The organism is Kribbella sp. NPDC051586, from assembly GCF_044453965.1.
GTDB lineage: Bacteria > Actinomycetota > Actinomycetes > Propionibacteriales > Kribbellaceae > Kribbella.
Genome location: NZ_JBITDF010000003.1, coordinates 744404 through 761412, shown reverse-complemented (window position 1 = coordinate 761412; position 17009 = coordinate 744404). Strand labels below are relative to the sequence as shown.

Genomic DNA, 17009 nt, shown 5'->3' with positions numbered 1-17009 from the left:
GACGACCGACGGGCGGAAGGACCCCGAAGCCCAGTGCGGTGTGCCGAACAGCACGATCCCCGCGCCGCCGAGCACCGGTGCACGGGAGCGTTTGCGTCGGGGCGGATCACGGTGAAAGCCTGCTCGGGTGGCGGAGCGTGAATTGCGGGGCCGGCAGCATGAACGCGCCGTACTGGATCAGCAGGTCGAGGCCGCACGGCAAGGCCGCAGCGCCGCGCTCGTCCTGCGAGGCGAGGCCGGCGCCGGCAAGTCGGCGTTGCTGGACACGCTCACGGCGGGCATCGGAGGCTGTCAGGTCGCGCGGACGGTCGGCATCGAGTCGGAGATGGAGCTCGCGTACGCCGGGCTCTATCAGCTCTGCCGTCCGTTCCTCGACCGGATGGATCGGCTGGCACAGCCACAGCACGACGCGCTGGGGATCGCGTTCGGCCGGCTGAGTGGACCTGCGCCGGATCGATTCCTGATCGGCCTCGCCGTCCTCAACCTGCTGTCCGAGGCAGCCACTGACCAGCCCGTCCTCTGCGTTGTCGACGACGCCCAGTGGCTCGACCTCATGTCCGCGCGGATCCTCGCCTTCGTCGCACGGCGGCTCGAGGCGGAATCGGTGGTCATCGTGTTCGCTGTGCGCGACGGAGACGATCACGAGTTCACCGGCTTCGACGAGCTGGAGCTCCGCGGACTCGACGACGCCGACGCACGAGCTCTGCTGGACTCGGTCCTGCCCGGACCGGTCGACCCACGGGTCCGCGACCGGATCGTGGCCGAGACCCACGGCAACCCGCTCGCCCTGCTCGAACTCCCCCGCGCCTGGACCGCGGCCGAGCTCGCCGACGGCCTCCGCGGTACGACGCTCGCGGGTCAGATCGAGGACAGCTTCGTACGGCGACTCGAAGTACTGCCCGCCGAGACCCGGATGCTCCTGCTGGTCGCGGCGGCCGAGCCGCTCGGTGACGCGACTCTGCTCTGGCGAGCGGTCGAGCACCTCGGGCTGGACGGCGACCCGGCAGCGGCGATCGAGTCAGGGCTGATCACGTTCGGACAGCAGATCGTGTTCCGGCACCCGCTGGTGCGCTCCGCGGCGTACCGGACCGCAACGACTCAGGATCGTCAGGCCGTGCATCAAGCGCTCGCCGACGCCACCGATCCCGATGTCGACCCGGACCGGCGCGCCTGGCACCGCGCCCAGGCGACGGTCCGGCCCGACGAGGATGTCGCTGCCGAGCTCGAACGGTCCGCCCAGCGAGCCCAGGCCCGCGGTGGCTTCTACTCGGCCGCGGCATTCCTCGAACGCTCCGCCGAGCTGACCCCTGACCCCGGCCGCAGAGCGCGGCGGACCCTGGCCGCCGCTGTGGCGAAGCGCAGCTCTGGCGCACTCGAGTCCGCCGCGGAGCTGCTCCGCGCGGTGAACGCCGGTCCCCCGGATGCACTCCGCACGGCCGAGGCCGAACGACTGCGCGGTCAGATCGCCTTGGACCAGGGCCACGCCCGCGAGGCCGCGCATCGGTTGCTCGACGCCGCCAGACAACTCGAATCGCATGATCACGATCGGGCTCGCGCGGCGTACCTCGAAGCCATGTCTGCCGCGATCTGGGCCAGCGGTCCGGATGCGCCGGGCATCCTCGCCTATGCGGCGGCCGAGGTTCCTGCGGATCCGCCGGCCGATGACCTGCTCCAGGCGCTGGCGTTGCGCTTCACCCGCGGGTACCCGGCGGCGGCACCCCACCTCACCAAGGCGCTCGATCAGGCCGGCCGGCCTTCCGAGAACAGCGGGATCGTCGCGATGGAGGTGTGGGACTACGAGGCCGCGCTCGAGCTCGCTCTCCGGCAGGAGCGGACGGCACGCGCGAACGGCGCGCTCGTACAGCTGCAGTTCGCGCTCAACTTCCGGGCCAACCTGCTCAGTGTTACGGGTGATCTGGAGACGGCGTCCCGCCTCGTCGAGGAGGACGCCGACATCGCCTCGGCGACCGGCAACCCGAGCATCGGGTCGGGCCGGCTGCTTCTCGAGGCGTACCGCGGTAACGAGACGACAGCGCGCGACCTGATCGACGCGGCCTTGCGGAGGGCGACCGATCGGAGCCAGGGCAGGATGGCGGCGTTCGCGACGTACACGAATGCCGTTCTGCACAACGGCCTCGGCCGCTACGACGTCGCCAAGGACGCGGCGCTGCAGGTGTTCGAGCAGGACGTCCTCGGGTACGGCGTACTCGTGGCGGGCGAACTGGCCGAGGCTGCTTCGAGGACAGGCGACACCAAACTCGTCGAGAGCATCCTCGCCTGGCTGACCGAACGCACCACCGCCACCCCGACGAACTGGGGGCGCGGCATCGAGGCGCGCACCCGGGCGTTGCTGAGCGCCGACGAGACCGCCTACCAGCAGTCGATCGAGTACCTCGGCAAGACCGCCCTCCGCGTCGAGACCGCTCGGTCCCGCCTCCTGTACGGCGAGTGGCTGCGCCGCGAAGGCCGCCGCGTGGACGCCCGCGAACAGCTGCGGATGGCGCACGAGGAACTCGAGGCGACGGGCCTCGAAGCGTTCGCGGAACGCGCCCGGCACGAGCTGCTCGCCACCGGCGAGACCGTCCGCAAGCGCCGCCCGGACACGCTCAGCGATCTCACCGCCCAGGAGACGCAGATCGCCGGCCTGGCCCGCGACGGCCTGACCAACCCCGAGATCGCGGCCCAGCTGTTCATCAGCCCGCGCACGGTCGAATGGCACCTGCGCAAGACGTTCTCGAAGCTCGGGATCACGTCTCGCCGTCAGCTGCGTAACGCGCTTGCTCGCAGCAACTGACGTTGTCGGACCGCCCCGGTAAGGTCCTCGCTGTGGACGTTGGGGAGCGGATTCAGGAACTTGCCGATCGGATCGTCGTACTGCGGGACGCCTACTACCGGGGCTCCCCGGTCGTGGCCGACGCGGAGTACGACCTGGTCGAGGACGAGCTGCGGTCGCTGATCGAGGCCAACCCGGAGCTCGCACCGGATCCGAATCCGTTGGAGCAGGTGGGTGCGCCGACGGTGCTGCACGCGCCGGTCCGGCACTCCCGGCCGATGCTGTCGCTGGAGAAGGCGACCCGCCCGGAGCAGGTCGAGGCGTTCTTCGCCCGCTTCCCCGGTCAGTCGGTGGTCGTCATGCCGAAGCTCGACGGCCTGTCACTCGCCCTCGTCTATGAGAACGGTCGCCTGGCCCGGGCCGTCACCCGCGGCGACGGGACGACCGGCGACGACGTCACCCCGCTGGTGCGGGCGCTCACCGACGGCGTCCCGGCCAAGCTCGACGTCCGGGACCGCGTCGAGGTGCGCGGTGAGGCGGTCATGTTGCGCTCCACCTTCACGGCGTACAACGCGGCTCACCCCGACAAGCCGCTGATCAACCCGAGGAACGCCGCCGCGGGCACCCTCCGGGCCAAGGATCCGGCGACCGTCGCCGAGCGGCGGCTGCAGTTCCTCGCTTTCGACCTGCTCACCGACAGCGCCGACACCGACCTCGAGCGTGCGTTGACGACGATGGGTTTCACCGTCGCCGACATGCGGCACTGCGACGACGCGGCCGCGGCGCAGGCGGTGATCACCACGATCGAGCAGCGACGCAACGACCTCGACTACGACCTGGACGGCGCAGTACTGCGGCTGGCCGATCGTGACGCCTTCGCTGCCGCGGGCACGCGGTCGAGCTCGCCGCGCGGCGCGCTGGCGTTCAAGTTCGCCGCCGAGGAGAAGACGACCGTGCTGGCCGATGTGGTCTGGGACGTCGGCAAGACCGGCAAGATCGCACCGGTCGCCTGGCTCGAGCCCGTTTTCGTCGGCGGTACGACGGTGACGCGCGCGACGCTCGCCAACCAGGAAGTGATCAAGGCCCGCGGCATCAAGATCGGCGACACGGTCCTGGTGCGCCGGGCGGGCGACGTGATCCCGTTCGTGGCCGGGGTGCTCGACGCCTCCAAGCGGACCGGCGCCGAGAAGGACATCGTGCCGCCGGTCGTCTGCCCGTCCTGCGGCTATCCGTTGACCGAGCAGGGCAACAGCCGCGAGCTGTTCTGCACCAACGTCTCCTGCCCGGCCCAGACCGTGCGGCGGCTGATCCACTGGGCGTCGCGCGCCGCAGCCGACATCGACGCGATCGGCGGGGTCTGGATCGAGCGGCTGGCCGACGCCGGCATCCTGGAGCACCCGTCGGACTTCTACCAGTTGACCGCCGAGAGGTTGCTGGAGTTCGACCGGATCGGCGAGGTGTCTGCCGCGCGGATGATCGAGTCGATCGACACCAGCCGTCAGGTCGGCCTCCGTCGGGCGATGATCGGCCTCGCGATCCCGATGGCCTCCGAGGGCACCGCGGCCCGGCTGTGCCGCGCGGGCTTCGGCTCGCTCGAGGCGGTCGCCGACGCCGGCGAGGAGGGTCTCGTCGCCGTCGACGACATCGGGCCGAAGGTCGCCGCCTCGCTGATCGAGCACCTGACCCGGCTCCGCCCGGAGCTCGAGCGGCTGCGGGCGGCGGGCGTGTCCCTCGACGTACGCGAGGAAGACCTCCCACCGGTCGTCGCGGCCGGGGCGCCGCTGGCCGGCAAGACCGTGGTGGTGACGGGCTCCATCAGCGATCCGCGCTCCGGCGAGAAGGTCGCCCGCCCGGCCTTCCAGCGGCTCTGCGAGAGAGCCGGCGCGACCATCGCCTCGTCGGTGTCGGCCGGCACCGACCTCCTCATCACCGGCGCCGACGTCGGCGCCGCCAAGCTCACCAAGGCCGAGAAGCTCGGCGTCACCGTCGTCGACCAGTCCGACATCTGGCAGCAACTCCAAGCGGCCGACCTGCTGAACTGAAGGGCGGCTCACGGCCGCTAGGAATTTGCCGCCGCCGCTGTCCAGTTCCTGACGTCATGCTGGCGTCCGGCGGGCCGGAGCGGACAGGGTTGAGGTATGACGGACAAGCACCGTGAAGCGACCGGCTTTCAGGAGCAAGCGCCGTACGACGAATCCATCGACCTGCGCACCGATTTCGTCATGGTCTACGGCCTCAACGACACCACAGCGCAGCGGATCGCCCGGTGGCGGGAGGCCGGGTATCGCGTCCACCTGATGACAGGCATCTCGTGGGGCACGTACCAGGACTATCTGGACGGACGCTGGGACGGCTCCGACCACTGGGCCGACGCGCAGACCACGGGTGACGGCAAGCCGATCCTGCACGGCCGGAGCACCGACATCCCGTACATGGTCCCGACCTTCGGTTTCACCGAGTACCTCGTGCAGAAGCTGCGCCCGATCATCGAGCTGGGCGTCGAGGGCATCCACCTCGAGGAGCCGGAGTTCTGGGCCCGCGCCGGCTACTCGGAGTCGTTCAAGCGGGAGTGGCAGGCGTTCTTCAAGGAACCGTGGCAGGCCCCGCACAGCAGTCCCGAGGCGCACTTCCGCGCCGGCCAGCTCAAGCAGCATCTCCTCTCCCGCAGCCTCGACCGGGTCACCTCCGTACTGCGCGACGAAGCGCTCCAGCAGGGCCGCCACGTGCGCTTCTACGTCCCGACGCACAGCCTGCTGAACTACACGCAGTGGCAGATCATCAGCCCCGAGTCCCGGCTCCGGACGCTGCCCTCGATCGACGGCGCGATCGCACAGGTATGGACCGGGACCTCCCGTACGCCGAACGTGTACGCCGGCGAGGTCGCCGAGCGCACGTTCGAGACGGCGTACCTGGAGTACGGGATCGCACAGGACCTGACCCGCGGCACCGACCGGCGGATGTGGTTCCTGCACGACCCGATCGAGGACCACCCGGACCGCACCTGGGAGGACTACCTGGCGAACTACCAGCGCACGCTGATCGCCTCGCTGCTGCACCCGGGCGTCTCGCGGTACGAGGTGGCGCCGTGGCCGAACCGGATCTTCAACCGCCCGTACCTGCGCGACGGATCCACCGAGCGGGAGCTCATCCCGCCGGACACGGCCACCAGCTACCTGATCGCCATGAACAGCCTGCGCGATCTCGACCAGCCGGACGTGCGCTGGGATCAGGAGGGCCCGCGGATCGGGATCGCGCTGTCGGACACCGCCATGTTCCAGCGCTGGTCCCCCGGCGGTGACAGCGGACACTACGACGGCCTGCAGGATGCTCTGGCGCTCGAAGGGCGCGAGCAACTGCACTTCTCCGACTTCTACGGTCTGGCGCTGCCACCGCTGTACGACGGTCAGCGGGTCACGCCGGTGCAGCTGGAGAGCGTGATCGACACGCCCGACGCGCTCGACGATGTCGACGTACTCGTCCTGAGCTACGAGTTCCAGAAGCCGCTCGCGCCGAGCATCCATTATGCGCTGGCCGGGTGGGTCAACCGCGGCGGCAGCCTGCTGTACGTCGGCGACGGCGCCGATCCGTACCACGAGATCCGCTCGTGGTGGACCGGCCGCTACGACACCTGTGCCGATCACCTGGCCGAGGCGCTCGGCGCGGGCCGGGACGGCATCCACACGATCGGGAAAGGCCGGGTCCAGTTCCTTCCGACGCGCCCGGCCGACTTCACCGAGTCGCCTGAGCGCGCGGCAGAGCTCGTCGCGGCCATCCGCGAGCTGGCCGAGGCGGCCGGCCACACCTGGCAGCCGACCAACTGGCTGTCGGTGCAACGCGGGCCGTACCTCGTCGGCGCCGTGCTCACCGGAAGTCACGTTGTCGAAGGCAACTACCTCGACCTGCTCGATCCGCAGCTGGGCATCGTCCGACGGCGTGAGCTCGGTCCGGGTCAACTGACCTGGCTCCGCGACCTCACCTACGACGAGCAACCCCTGCTCGCCTCCGCCGGACGAATCGAGGACTGGGCCTCCGACGAGACCGGGATCCGTTTCACCTGCGAGGCGCCGCGCGGAGTACAGGTCACGACCACACTGCGTGTCCCGTCCGAGCCGACCGCCGTCAACGGCGACGACATCGAGGCGCGCTACGAGGACCACATCCTGTGGTTGCGCCATCCTGGCAATCCGGGCGGGACCCACGTAGAAATCAGGTTATGACGGACGCGGTGGTCTTTGATCTCGACGGTGTCCTGGTCGACTCGGAGCCGCTGTGGGACGAGGTTCGACGAGACGTCGTCGCGTCCGCGGGCCGGTCCTGGCCCGCAGACGCAACGCGGGCATTGCAGGGCATGAGTACGCCGGAGTGGTCGGCGTACCTCACCGACGTGGTCGGGGTGCCGGGCCGGCCCGAAGACGTGGCGGCCGACGTGATCGACGGCATGGTGGCCCGCTACCGCGAGCGGCTGCCGCTCTTGCCGGGGGCGGTCGAGGCGGTGCAGCGGCTGGCGAGTGAGTGGCCGTTGGGGTTGGCGTCGTCGTCGCCCCGGCGGCTGATCGACGCGGTGCTGGAGTCGGCGCACCTGACCGAGCACTTCCGGGTCACGGTCTCCACCGAGGAGGTCGCTGCCGGCAAGCCATCACCCGCGGTCTACGACGAGGTGGTGCGGCGACTTGGGGCGGACTCGTCCCGGGTCGTCGCCATCGAGGACTCCAGCAACGGGCTGCGCTCCGCGTCCGCCGCCGGCGTCCGGGTCATCGCCGTACCGAACGCGAGCTACCCGCCGCAGGACGACGCGCTCGCGCTGGCCGACCTCGTCGTCCGTTCCCTCGACGAGGTCACGACGACGCTCGTCGAGGGCAGCTAGCGGGCGCGCACGCGGTTGTTGCGCGGATTGTGCTCGAGTTCGACCAGGCCGAGCGCTTCGAGGACCGGAGGCACGTAGTTGGCGAAGCGGCCGCGGTAGCCCTTGCGCAGCCCGTACCAACCGCCGACCGGGTTGTCCTCCGAGCGCGCCCAGGCCTCGACCGTGCCGGGCGCGGCCGGCTTCTGCTCGTCGGCGTTGCCGAGCGGCATCCAGTCGCCGTGGGCCTTCAGCATCGCGTGCAGGTCGTCGATGCAGCGCACGTCGTAGCTGAGCTTCGTCGTACCCACCTGGCAGACGAGGGCCGTCTCGTCGCGATACACCTGGTACTGCGAACTGCCGGGCGGCGTGGTGAGCACCCACGGATCCGCGGCCGTCCCCGAGCCTTGTACGTCCATGACTCCCCCTCTTGGTCCACTTTCGGTTACCGTAACACTCAAGTTACCGAGCTGGGGAGGTCCGCAAATGGAACCGCGTGAGGCCGGGCCCGCGTTCGACGCGCTGGGCGATGCGAACCGGCGCGCGATCGTCGAGATCCTCGGCAACGGCGCGCTGTCGGTGCGGCAGATCACCGAGCAGTTGCCGATCAGCCGGCCGGCCGTTTCGCGGCACCTGCGGCTGCTCAAGGACGCCGGGCTGGTCAGCGACGTACCGGACGGCAATCGCCGGGTGTATCAGCTCCGCGAGGCGGGCGTGGACGCCGTTCGCGCGTACTTCGCGGAGGTGTGGGGATCGGCGTCGACGCGGTTCCGGATCGTGGCCGAGAACACCTCGGAAGATTCATGATCGAACCCCTTGTCGTCGAGTTCGAGGTGGACGCGACGGTCGCACACGCATTCGACGTGTGGACGCGCAAGTGCGTCACCTGGTGGCCGAGCAGTCACACCGTCAGCGGTGATCCGTCCGCCATCACCTTCGAACCGCTGCCCGGCGGTCGAATCGTCGAGACCGGTCCGGACGGAGCGGAGCACCTGTGGGGCGAGGTGCTCGATTGGGAGCCGCCCGGGCGGCTGCGGTTCGCGTGGCATCTGTTCTTCGACCGCGGCGAGGCCACGGAAGTCGAGATCACGTTCAACCCGCGCGGCGACCGCACCGTCGTACGACTCGAACAGACCGGCTGGGACAACCTCGGTCCGGCCGGCCGGCCACGCCGTGACCGAACGGGGGCGGCGTGGGCGGCCATCACCTCGCGCTACATTGCCACCCTCTGATCCTTATTGTTGGCATCCCCCACGATCTCCCCAGTTTCCCCTTGTGTGCCGTGCATACGAGCACCGAACGAATTCGGTTCAGCGTGAACCGGTCGACGTCGGCGCCCGTGTAGGGCCCATACATTCCGGCGAGTCGACTCGAGACGGCCGTGAACGACAGGGGAGCAAACATCATGAGTACTGTGGCAAAGCGTTTTCGGCGCGGACTCGCCGTGGCAGCTGTCAGCGCCGGCATCGCCGTCAGTCTTGCCGGTACGGCGTCCGCGGCACCGGCGGGCAGTGTCGTGGTCGACACCGGCCAGCTGATCGTCACCGGCACGAACCGCGCGGACAACATCACCCTCAGTGTGCCCGCGGCCGACACGTCGGTGGTCGAGGTCGACTTCGGTGACGGTACGGCGAAGCGCACCGTGAAGCGGGCCGATTTCGGCCAGATCCAGGTGACCAGCCGCGGCGGCAACGACGTCGTACGCATCGACTACGGCGCCGAGGTGCAGCCTGCCACGACCATTGACACCGGGAACGGCAACGACACCGTGTTTGGTGGCAGCGGCAACGAACTGATCCGCACCGGCGCCGGCAACGACAGCGTCGACGGGAACCGTGGCGCCGACACGGCGTTGCTCGGCAGCGGCCGCGACACGTTCACCTGGGATCCGGGCGACGGCAGCGACGTCGTCCAGGGCGGACGCGACCAGGACACCATGGTGTTCAACGGTGCGGCCGCCGCGGAAAAGTTCGTTGCCTCTGCCAACGGTGGGCGGCTGCGGTTCACCCGGGACGTGGGCAACATCGTGATGGACACCGACGATGTCGAGCGCCTCACGCTCAACGCCCTCGGCGGCGCCGACACCGTCACCGTCGGCGATCTGCGCGGTACCGATGTCCAGAAGGTCTCCGTCGATCTGGGTGCACAGCTGAACACTAGCGGCGGCGACTCGGCAACCGACGCGGTGACCGTGACGGGCACCGGCGGCAGGGACCAGGTCCGGGTCTCCGGCTCCCGCGGCGACGTGCGGGTGTCCGGACTGCGCGCCGGCGTACAACTGAAGAACGCCGAACCCACCGACCACCTCACCATCGACACGCTCGCCGGCAACGACCGGGTCTCCACCGGCCGGCTCGCGCGCGGCACCATCACCCTCAGCATCCTCTGACCACGCTGACCACGCTGACCACGCTGACCACGCTGACCACGCTGCCCGGCGTCCCCCCGGACGCCGGGCACCGGACCGCCGTGGCCGCCCGGCGCAACTTTGGTCCCACCGCGGGCATCAGGACAGGTAAGAGCCTGCAGCGGGAGGGCGGTCATCCGTCCCCTGGGGCTGCCGCCGGGCGCCGAGCACCAGTCCGGGGGAGGACAGACAGATGAATCGAACGCTCGTCGCAGGTGCGGTCGCGGCGGTACTCGCGGCCGGCTTCCTGCCGACATCAGCCGGGGCGTCGCCGCGTGCCGCAACGGAAGCCTGTGCGGTGGATCTGGGATCGGTCACGGCCAGCGGGGACAGCTGGACGCAGATCATGGCCGCGACCTCACCGCCGACCCGCACGTACGACCATATCGTCGGACGGGACGTGTATCCGGACGGTCAGGTCCGGCTCAGCGGCACGATGAGCGCCGACGCGAACGCGGCCGGCCCCGAGCCAAGCGGCTATCTCGTCCTGGGCGACGTCCTGTACAAGAGCTTCTACGCCGTCAACTTCTCGGACGGCGAGATCCTGCGCTCCGGTCTCAGCCGGATCGGCGGCGGCTGGGCCGGATTCACCGCCTTGGACCAGGCGACGTACGCGACCTCCACCGGCTCGTTCTACCGAACGAACACGTACGGTCTGCGCGGCGACGGTGTGCTGTTCCGCTGGACCGTGGATACGCAAGGCGTCTGGCGGAACAAGACGTCGTACCCGGGCTTCTCCGCGGTGAAGTCGATGACGCTGATCAGCCAGACCCGGACCTACGACACCTTCCTGGCCAACACCCGCGGCGGGGCGCTGTACACGATCCACATCCCCACGACGACGCCGATGAAGCCAGTCGTCAAGCTCGTCCGCGGGTCGACCTGGCAAGGCTTCGAAGCGCTGGTCGCCGAGAGGTGTGGTCAGTACGGCACGCTCCTGCTCGGCATCGACAAGGACACCGAATCCGCTGATCTGTACGTCGTCGGCCACGCGAACGGCGCCGCGACCGTCATCCAGAACCGCGGCAAGATCCCGGTGACCCTCGATGACCCGGTGTACTTCCACTGGACCGGGCCGGCCGCCGCCCCACCGTTCGGCGAGTGATCGACGCTGTTACGAGACTTTCGCGCCGGCGTGTAAGGCGAGGCCGTCGGTGGCGGCGACGTCGGCGCGGAACCAGCCGGTCGAGTCGACCGTGTACGTCGGCCCGGTGCAGTGGCCTGGGGTGTAGTCGCCGTGGAACACGTCGCAGTACACCCCGGCCGGGAGGTCGGTGTGGAAGCTGCGACCGGTCAGCGCGGAGCTCTCGTCGTTGAGGACGAGGTATCCCTTGGTGCCGCGGCCGAAGGCGATCGCGTCGTTGCCGTTGTCCCACCACTCGGTGACGGCGGTCCCCCGCGTCGTGTTGTGGAAGCCGACCATGTTCGCAATGACGCGCCACTCGTGCTCGCACCGCCAGCGGTTGGTGAAGCACGTCGTGTCGACCGTCTGCCCGGTGCTGGTCGACGGCGGTCCCTCGTCGTTCGAGGTGTACTCGTAGCTCGACATCACCTTCGGTGTCCCGTACGTCCAGGCGAGCATGAACGCGTTCGCCATCGCGTAGCGGCCGTTGTCGCGGAACGTCAGTACGCCGCTCCCCCGCTGGGTGTCGTGGTTGTCGGTGAACACGACCGCATGGTCCGACGACAGCGGCTCGGCGAAGGTCCGCAGATACGCCAGCCGCTCGGTGTTGAAGATCTTCGCGAGATCCGTCCCGTAGCGGAACTCGAGCACGTCGCCGTTGCCGACGTACTCGTCCGGGGTGATCGGCTCGCCCGCGCCGTAGATGACCTCCTGATAGAGGTACGCCGGACGCGACAACTTCGCCTTGATCGCAGCGATGTCCGCGGCCGCCATGTGCTTCGACGCATCGAGCCGGAACCCGTCGACGCCGATCGACAACAGATCGTTCAGGTACGCCGCGATCCGGCCGCGCACGTAGTCGGTGTCGGTCGCGAGATCCGCCAGGTCGACCAGTTCGCAGTTCTGCACCTCGTACCGGTCGTTGTAGTTGACGATGTCGTCGTTGCCGTTGCGGCCGCAGTGGTGGAAGTCCTGGTTCTGGTAGATCCCCGGGTAGTCGTAGTGCGTGTACGACGAACCCGCGCTGCCGACCCCGCCGGACGAGCCGCCGGTCATGTGGTTGATCACCGAGTCGACGTACACCTTGACGCCGGCCGCGTGACAACTGTTGACCATGGCAACGAACTCGGCGCGGGTGCCACGGCGGGTGCTGTCGATCTTGTAGCTCACCGGCTGATAGTCCTGCCACCACGGATACCCCGGCCCCGGCAGCACGACATGCTCCTGCGGCGGCGAGACCTGCACGGCGCCGTACCCCTTCGGGCCCAGCACCGCGCCGCACTCCCGGCCGACCGAGGCCCAGTTCCACTCGAACAACTGGACGATCACGTCCCGATCCCCGGACGGCGCGGCCCGCGCGACCGGAACGGTCAACCAGACCATCGACAGACTTGCCAGCAGCACGAGCGTTCGACGAATCATCAGTTCTCCCTAAGGGCGATCGGGAACTCTCATCAAACCAGACCGATTCCTTTTGGTCGCGGGCTCGGTCTACCTGTCATGGGAATGCATGCGCTGGAGCAGATGTCTTTCGACGGGCCGCAGGACATGCGGCTGGTGACGGATGCGGAGGTGCCCGTGCCTGGGCGGGGCGAGGTGCTGATTCGAGTCGCCGCCGCCGGGGTCAACTTTGCTGATGTCTCCAAGAGCCACGGCGTCTTCGGCGGTGGACCACAGCCGCCGTACGTCGCGGGCTTCGAGGCTGCCGGGGAGGTCGTCGCGGTTGGCGAGGGGATCAATGACGCTCAGCTCGGAGCGCAGGTGGTCGGTGTCGGTGACGGCGCATTCGCGGAGTACATGGCGCTGTCGGCGCCGGTGTCGGTGCCCTCGGGCTGGGCCGCGCACGAGGCCCTGGGGCTGCTGGTGAACTGGCCCACCGCTCTGGCTGCGCTCAAGCCTCTGGGCGGGCTGACCGCCGAGCAGACAGTCGTGATCCATGCGGCCGCAGGCGCCACCGGCCAGGCAGCGGTGAAGATCGCCAAGCACTACGGCGCCACGGTCATCGCCACGGCCTCGGTGCCCAAACACGGCGCAGTGCTCGCGCTCGGCGCCGACCATGTCCTCGACTCGCGTGGCGCCGACCTCGCGGCCGACGTACTGCGACTGACCGACGGCGCCGGTGCCGATCTGGTGGTGGAGTCCGGTGGAACCCTCGAAGCCAGCCTGGGCGCGGCCAAGCGAGTCACCGGCCGGGTCGTCGTCACCGGATTGGCAGGTGGCGAAGCCGCGCTCACCAACTGGGACCTGGTGTACCGGCACCAGGTGCACGTCATCGGCTTCAACCTCGGCGTACTCATCCAGGCCACGCCGCACCTGTTCGGCGAGCTGGTGGGTGAGCTGTTCGGCCTGATCGCGGCCGGGGTCCTCTCCCCCGGTCAGCCGACTACCTACCAACTGGCCGACGGCCCGAAAGCACTCTCGGAACTGGAAGCCCGGGCCACCGTCGGCAAACTGGCACTGCTGCCTTGAGAGAATCAGGTATGGGCCCGGACGAGCGGTTCGCCGCCGACACCGAGCGATTCCGCCGGGAGTTGCTCGCGCACTGTTATCGCCTGGTCGGCTCCGCGCACGACGCCGAGGACCTGGTCCAGGAAACCTACCTGCGGGCCTGGCGGTCGTACGCCGGCTTCGAGGGCCGCTCATCGATCCGCTCCTGGCTCTACAAGATCGCGACCAACGTCTGCCTGACCGCGCTGGACTCCCGGCAGAGCCGCGTCCTGCCCTCCGGTCTGGCCGGCCCGTACGACGGACCCGATCGCCCACCGATTCCCTCGGCACCGGGCGAGCTTTCCTGGCTCGAACCGCTGCCGGACAGCTGGATCGCCCCGCCGGCCGACGATCCGGCCGCGGTGGTGGTCGAGCGCGAATCAGTACGGCTCGCGCTCATCGCGAGCCTCCAGCTCCTGCCGCCACGCCAGCGCGCGGTCCTCATCCTGCGCGAGGTACTGGCGTTCCCCGCGACCGACACCGCGGAGATCCTCGGCACCACCACGGCGGCGGTCAAGAGCGCCCTGCAGCGCGCCCGCTCGACGCTCGACGAGGTGGAGACCGACGAGCTCCTCGAGCCGACCGACCAGCGGGCGCGCGCACTGCTCGACGGCTACATCACGGCCTTCGAGCGCTCGGACACCAACCTTCTCGAGCAGGTACTCCGGGCGGACGCCACGCTCGAGGCGACGCCGTTCCGAGACTGGCAATCGGGCCGGACGAGGTGCATCCACCTGCTCGAAGCTCATGTGTTCGGGGCGCCGGGCGACTGGCAGCTGATCCCCACGACCGCCAACGCCCAGCCCGCAGCGGCCGTGTATCACCGGGGCCGGGCGAGCGGCATCGTCGCACTGACCGCCACCGCCACCGGCATCTCCCGGGTGGTCGAGTTCCAGGACCCCGCCCTGGTCGCGGCCTTCGGCTTCCCGCCAGCAATCGAGAAGCAGCAACCGATCGCGCACCCGCCGACGTGAGTCGCAGACACGCGGTCAGCTGTCCTCGGGCCTGACCTCGTAGTGGGTGACGGTGAGCTCGCGCTCGAGGAGGTAGTCGTCGTCCTCGGGGTAGTACTTCGCGTGCTCGATGTCGTCCCCGGCGAACGCCCGGATGTGCTCGAGGTCGGTCCACCAGCTGAGCGTGACGATCTCGGTCCGGCCGTCGCCGAGATCCCGGGTCAGCAGCTGGGCGCCTTCGTTCCCGGGCGTACTGCGATAGCCGGACATCCCGGTCCGCTCGACGATCTCAGCGTACTCGGCGGCCTTCTCGGTCGGCACCCAGCCACGCCACATCCGCGCGATCATCCGCTGATCACGCGCCTGTCAAGAGCGGTCGTAGTGCGACGGCGGGAACGGATGACGGTCGGTCAGCGGGTAGGCCTCGCCCTCGGACTCCTCGCGATCCAGCTCCGCCTTGGCCTCCTCGTACACCTCCGACTGCGTGACGTCGGCCGGCGCCGGCTCGTCGGTCGCGGGCGGGACCTCGTCGGGGTCGTAGGCGTCGACGCCGGCCTCGACGCGCTCCTCCTCGGTCCGGCGGTCCAGGTCGTCCTGGTCCGGGTGGATCGCGTCGGCGCCACCGTGCTCACGGCGATCGCGGTGCACGTTCTCCGACGTCTCGAATGGTTCGTCCGACATCGTTCCTCCTCAACCGGGGGCCGTCACCAACCACAGTAGGTCAATTCAGTCGCCCAACTCAGGGCAAAACCTGACTGACGGGTAGGTGCACCACGCGTAGGCTCTGCTGAGACGCGCTCGTACCCGAGGGGGGACCCGTGAGCCAGCCTGAAACACAAGCCGAATACCCCGATCAGATCGACGCCGCGGTTCTGAAGATCGCCGGCGTGGTGGTGCTCGGTGCGATCATGTCGATCCTCGACATCACCGTGGTCAACGTTGCCCTGCCCACCTTCCAGGACGAGTTCGGCTCGCCCAGCAACCCGATCGCGTACTCCACGGTGGCGTGGACGGTCACGGCGTACACGCTGGCGCTCGCGACCGTGATCCCGCTGACCGGCTGGGCCGCCAACCGGTTCGGCACCAAGCGGCTCTACATGACCGCGATCTTCCTGTTCACCGCCGGGTCCGCGCTGTGTGCGACCGCCACCAGCATCAACATGCTGATCGGCTTCCGGGTCCTGCAGGGGCTGGGCGGCGGCATGCTGATGCCGCTCGGGATGACGATCATGACCCAGGCCGCCGGCCCGCGCCGGATGGGGCGGCTGATGGCGATCCTCGGCGTGCCGATGCTGCTCGGCCCGATCCTCGGACCGATCCTGGGCGGCTGGCTGATCCAGGTGGCGAGCTGGCACTGGATCTTCCTGATCAACGTGCCGCTCGGCGTGATCGCGCTGGTCTACGCCTGGTTCGCGCTGGCCAGGGACCACGCGGAGCCGTCGGAGTCGTTCGACTTCGTCGGTGTGCTGCTGATGTCGCCGGGGCTCGCGCTGTTCCTGTTCGGCATCTCCTCGCTGCCGGCCGAGGGCGGCGACTTCGGCGCGCCCCGGGTGTGGGTGTCGGTGCTGATCGGTGTACTGCTGATGGCGGCCTTCGTCTGGCACTCGTTCCGGCCGGCGCATCCGCTGCTCGACCTGCGGCTGTTCCGCGACCGCAACCTCACTGTCTCGATCATCACGATGTTCCTGTTCGGCGCCGCGTTCTTCGGCGGGCTGCTGCTGGTCCCGACGTACTTCCAGCAGATCCGCGGTGAGTCGACGCTGCACGCGGGGCTCCTGGTCGCACCGCAGGGCCTCGGCGCGATGATCACGATGCCGATCGCCGGGCGGCTGGTGGACAAGATCCCGGTCGGCCGGATCGTCCCGTTCGGGATCGGGTTGATCGTGATCGGCATGTTCGGGCTCACCCAGATCACCGCGACCACGCCGTACGGCGTCCTGATCGCCATGCTGGTCGTCATGGGTCTGGGGATGGGCGGCACGATGATGCCGCTGTTCACCACCGCGCTGCGGACGCTGCACGGGCCCCAGGTCGCGCGCGGCTCGACACTGCTGAACATCACCCAGCAGATCGCCTCGTCCTGTGGTGTCGCGACGATGTCGGTCATCCTCACCAACCAGCTGAACAACTCGCCGATCATCCCCGGCACGCAGAACGTGCCCGGTCTCGGCGAGGGGCTGCGTGAGACCCAGGCCGCCATCTTGTCCAACACCCACCCGGAGGCCCTCGTCCCGCTCCACCTGGACCCGGCCGTGATCGCACGCGGGCTGACCGATGCCGCAGAGGCGTTCGCGCACAGCTACTGGGTGGCGTGGGTGTTGGTGACGCTCACGCTGGTTCCGGCGCTGATGCTGCCCCGCAAACGCGAGGTGTCCCACCTGGCCGACGAAAAAGCACCACCCGCAGTGATCGACTGACCAACACCA

At 69.2% G+C, this 17009-nt stretch carries 15 protein-coding genes; 11 read left to right on the top strand and 4 right to left on the bottom strand.

The genetic code is table 11. The annotated features are described in order from the left end of the window. Positions 1–127: 127 nt before the first annotated feature. The 4 genes from ACIA58_RS22375 (at position 128) to ACIA58_RS22360 (ending at position 7637) form a co-directional block, all read left to right on the top strand. Entirely contained in the window at positions 128–2794 is a 2667-nt protein-coding gene (locus ACIA58_RS22375; protein ID WP_396405674.1) for an ATP-binding protein, read from the top strand. A 32-nt stretch (positions 2795–2826) separates the two neighbouring features. After that, positions 2827–4815, top strand: coding sequence for an NAD-dependent DNA ligase LigA (gene ligA / locus ACIA58_RS22370; RefSeq protein WP_396405673.1), 1989 nt, complete (start codon positions 2827–2829; stop codon positions 4813–4815). Between the two features lie 96 nt (positions 4816–4911). Then, positions 4912–6990, top strand: a complete 2079-nt coding sequence (locus ACIA58_RS22365) for a hypothetical protein (RefSeq protein ID WP_396405672.1) — start codon at positions 4912–4914, stop codon at positions 6988–6990. Further along, positions 6987–7637 carry an HAD family hydrolase gene (locus ACIA58_RS22360; RefSeq protein WP_396405671.1) on the top strand — a complete coding sequence of 217 codons (651 nt, stop codon included), beginning with the start codon at positions 6987–6989 and terminating at the stop codon, positions 7635–7637. The genes ACIA58_RS22365 and ACIA58_RS22360 overlap by 4 nt, the downstream gene beginning before the upstream one ends. Here ACIA58_RS22360 and ACIA58_RS22355 read toward each other — a convergent pair. After that, complete coding sequence (locus tag ACIA58_RS22355; RefSeq protein WP_396405670.1) at positions 7634–8032, bottom strand: DUF6855 family protein; 399 nt, start codon at positions 8030–8032, stop codon at positions 7634–7636. The genes ACIA58_RS22360 and ACIA58_RS22355 overlap by 4 nt on opposite strands. 67 nt (positions 8033–8099) lie before the next feature. On the opposite strand from ACIA58_RS22355, the gene ACIA58_RS22350 reads away from it, so the two are divergent. The 4 genes from ACIA58_RS22350 (at position 8100) to ACIA58_RS22335 (ending at position 11125) form a co-directional block, all read left to right on the top strand. Then, complete coding sequence (locus ACIA58_RS22350; RefSeq protein WP_396405669.1) at positions 8100–8420, top strand: ArsR/SmtB family transcription factor; 321 nt, start codon at positions 8100–8102, stop codon at positions 8418–8420. Further along, the gene (locus tag ACIA58_RS22345) at positions 8417–8845 is read left to right on the top strand and encodes an SRPBCC domain-containing protein (protein WP_396405668.1); all 429 of its coding nucleotides are present in this window, start codon (positions 8417–8419) and stop codon (positions 8843–8845) included. The genes ACIA58_RS22350 and ACIA58_RS22345 overlap by 4 nt, the downstream gene beginning before the upstream one ends. A 173-nt stretch (positions 8846–9018) precedes the next feature. Next, positions 9019–10002: a calcium-binding protein gene (locus tag ACIA58_RS22340; protein ID WP_396405667.1), complete on the top strand. Its 984-nt coding sequence runs from the start codon at positions 9019–9021 to the stop codon at positions 10000–10002. Positions 10003–10213: 211 nt separating this feature from the next. After that, on the top strand, positions 10214–11125 hold the full coding sequence (locus ACIA58_RS22335; protein ID WP_396405666.1) for a hypothetical protein: 912 nt from the start codon (positions 10214–10216) through the stop codon (positions 11123–11125). Positions 11126–11134: 9 nt separating this feature from the next. Here ACIA58_RS22335 and ACIA58_RS22330 read toward each other — a convergent pair whose 3' ends face one another. Beyond that, on the bottom strand, positions 11135–12565 hold the full coding sequence (locus ACIA58_RS22330; RefSeq protein WP_396405665.1) for an alpha-amylase family protein: 1431 nt from the start codon (positions 12563–12565) through the stop codon (positions 11135–11137). 102 nt (positions 12566–12667) lie between these two features. On the opposite strand from ACIA58_RS22330, the gene ACIA58_RS22325 reads away from it, so the two are divergent. Both ACIA58_RS22325 and ACIA58_RS22320 read left to right on the top strand, forming a co-directional pair. Then, positions 12668–13612: a zinc-binding dehydrogenase gene (locus ACIA58_RS22325; protein ID WP_396405664.1), complete on the top strand. Its 945-nt coding sequence runs from the start codon at positions 12668–12670 to the stop codon at positions 13610–13612. A gap of 11 nt (positions 13613–13623) precedes the next feature. Next, positions 13624–14604 carry a sigma-70 family RNA polymerase sigma factor gene (locus ACIA58_RS22320; RefSeq protein ID WP_396405663.1) on the top strand — a complete coding sequence of 327 codons (981 nt, stop codon included), beginning with the start codon at positions 13624–13626 and terminating at the stop codon, positions 14602–14604. 15 nt (positions 14605–14619) lie between these two features. Here ACIA58_RS22320 and ACIA58_RS22315 read toward each other — a convergent pair whose 3' ends face one another. Both ACIA58_RS22315 and ACIA58_RS22310 read right to left on the bottom strand, forming a co-directional pair. Continuing rightward, the gene (locus ACIA58_RS22315) at positions 14620–14931 is read right to left on the bottom strand and encodes an antibiotic biosynthesis monooxygenase family protein (protein ID WP_396405662.1); all 312 of its coding nucleotides are present in this window, start codon (positions 14929–14931) and stop codon (positions 14620–14622) included. 18 nt (positions 14932–14949) lie between these two features. Further along, on the bottom strand, positions 14950–15264 hold the full coding sequence (locus ACIA58_RS22310) for a hypothetical protein (RefSeq protein ID WP_396405661.1): 315 nt from the start codon (positions 15262–15264) through the stop codon (positions 14950–14952). A gap of 137 nt (positions 15265–15401) precedes the next feature. On the opposite strand from ACIA58_RS22310, the gene ACIA58_RS22305 reads away from it, so the two are divergent. After that, on the top strand, positions 15402–17000 hold the full coding sequence (locus ACIA58_RS22305; protein ID WP_396405660.1) for a DHA2 family efflux MFS transporter permease subunit: 1599 nt from the start codon (positions 15402–15404) through the stop codon (positions 16998–17000). Positions 17001–17009: the final 9 nt, after the last annotated feature.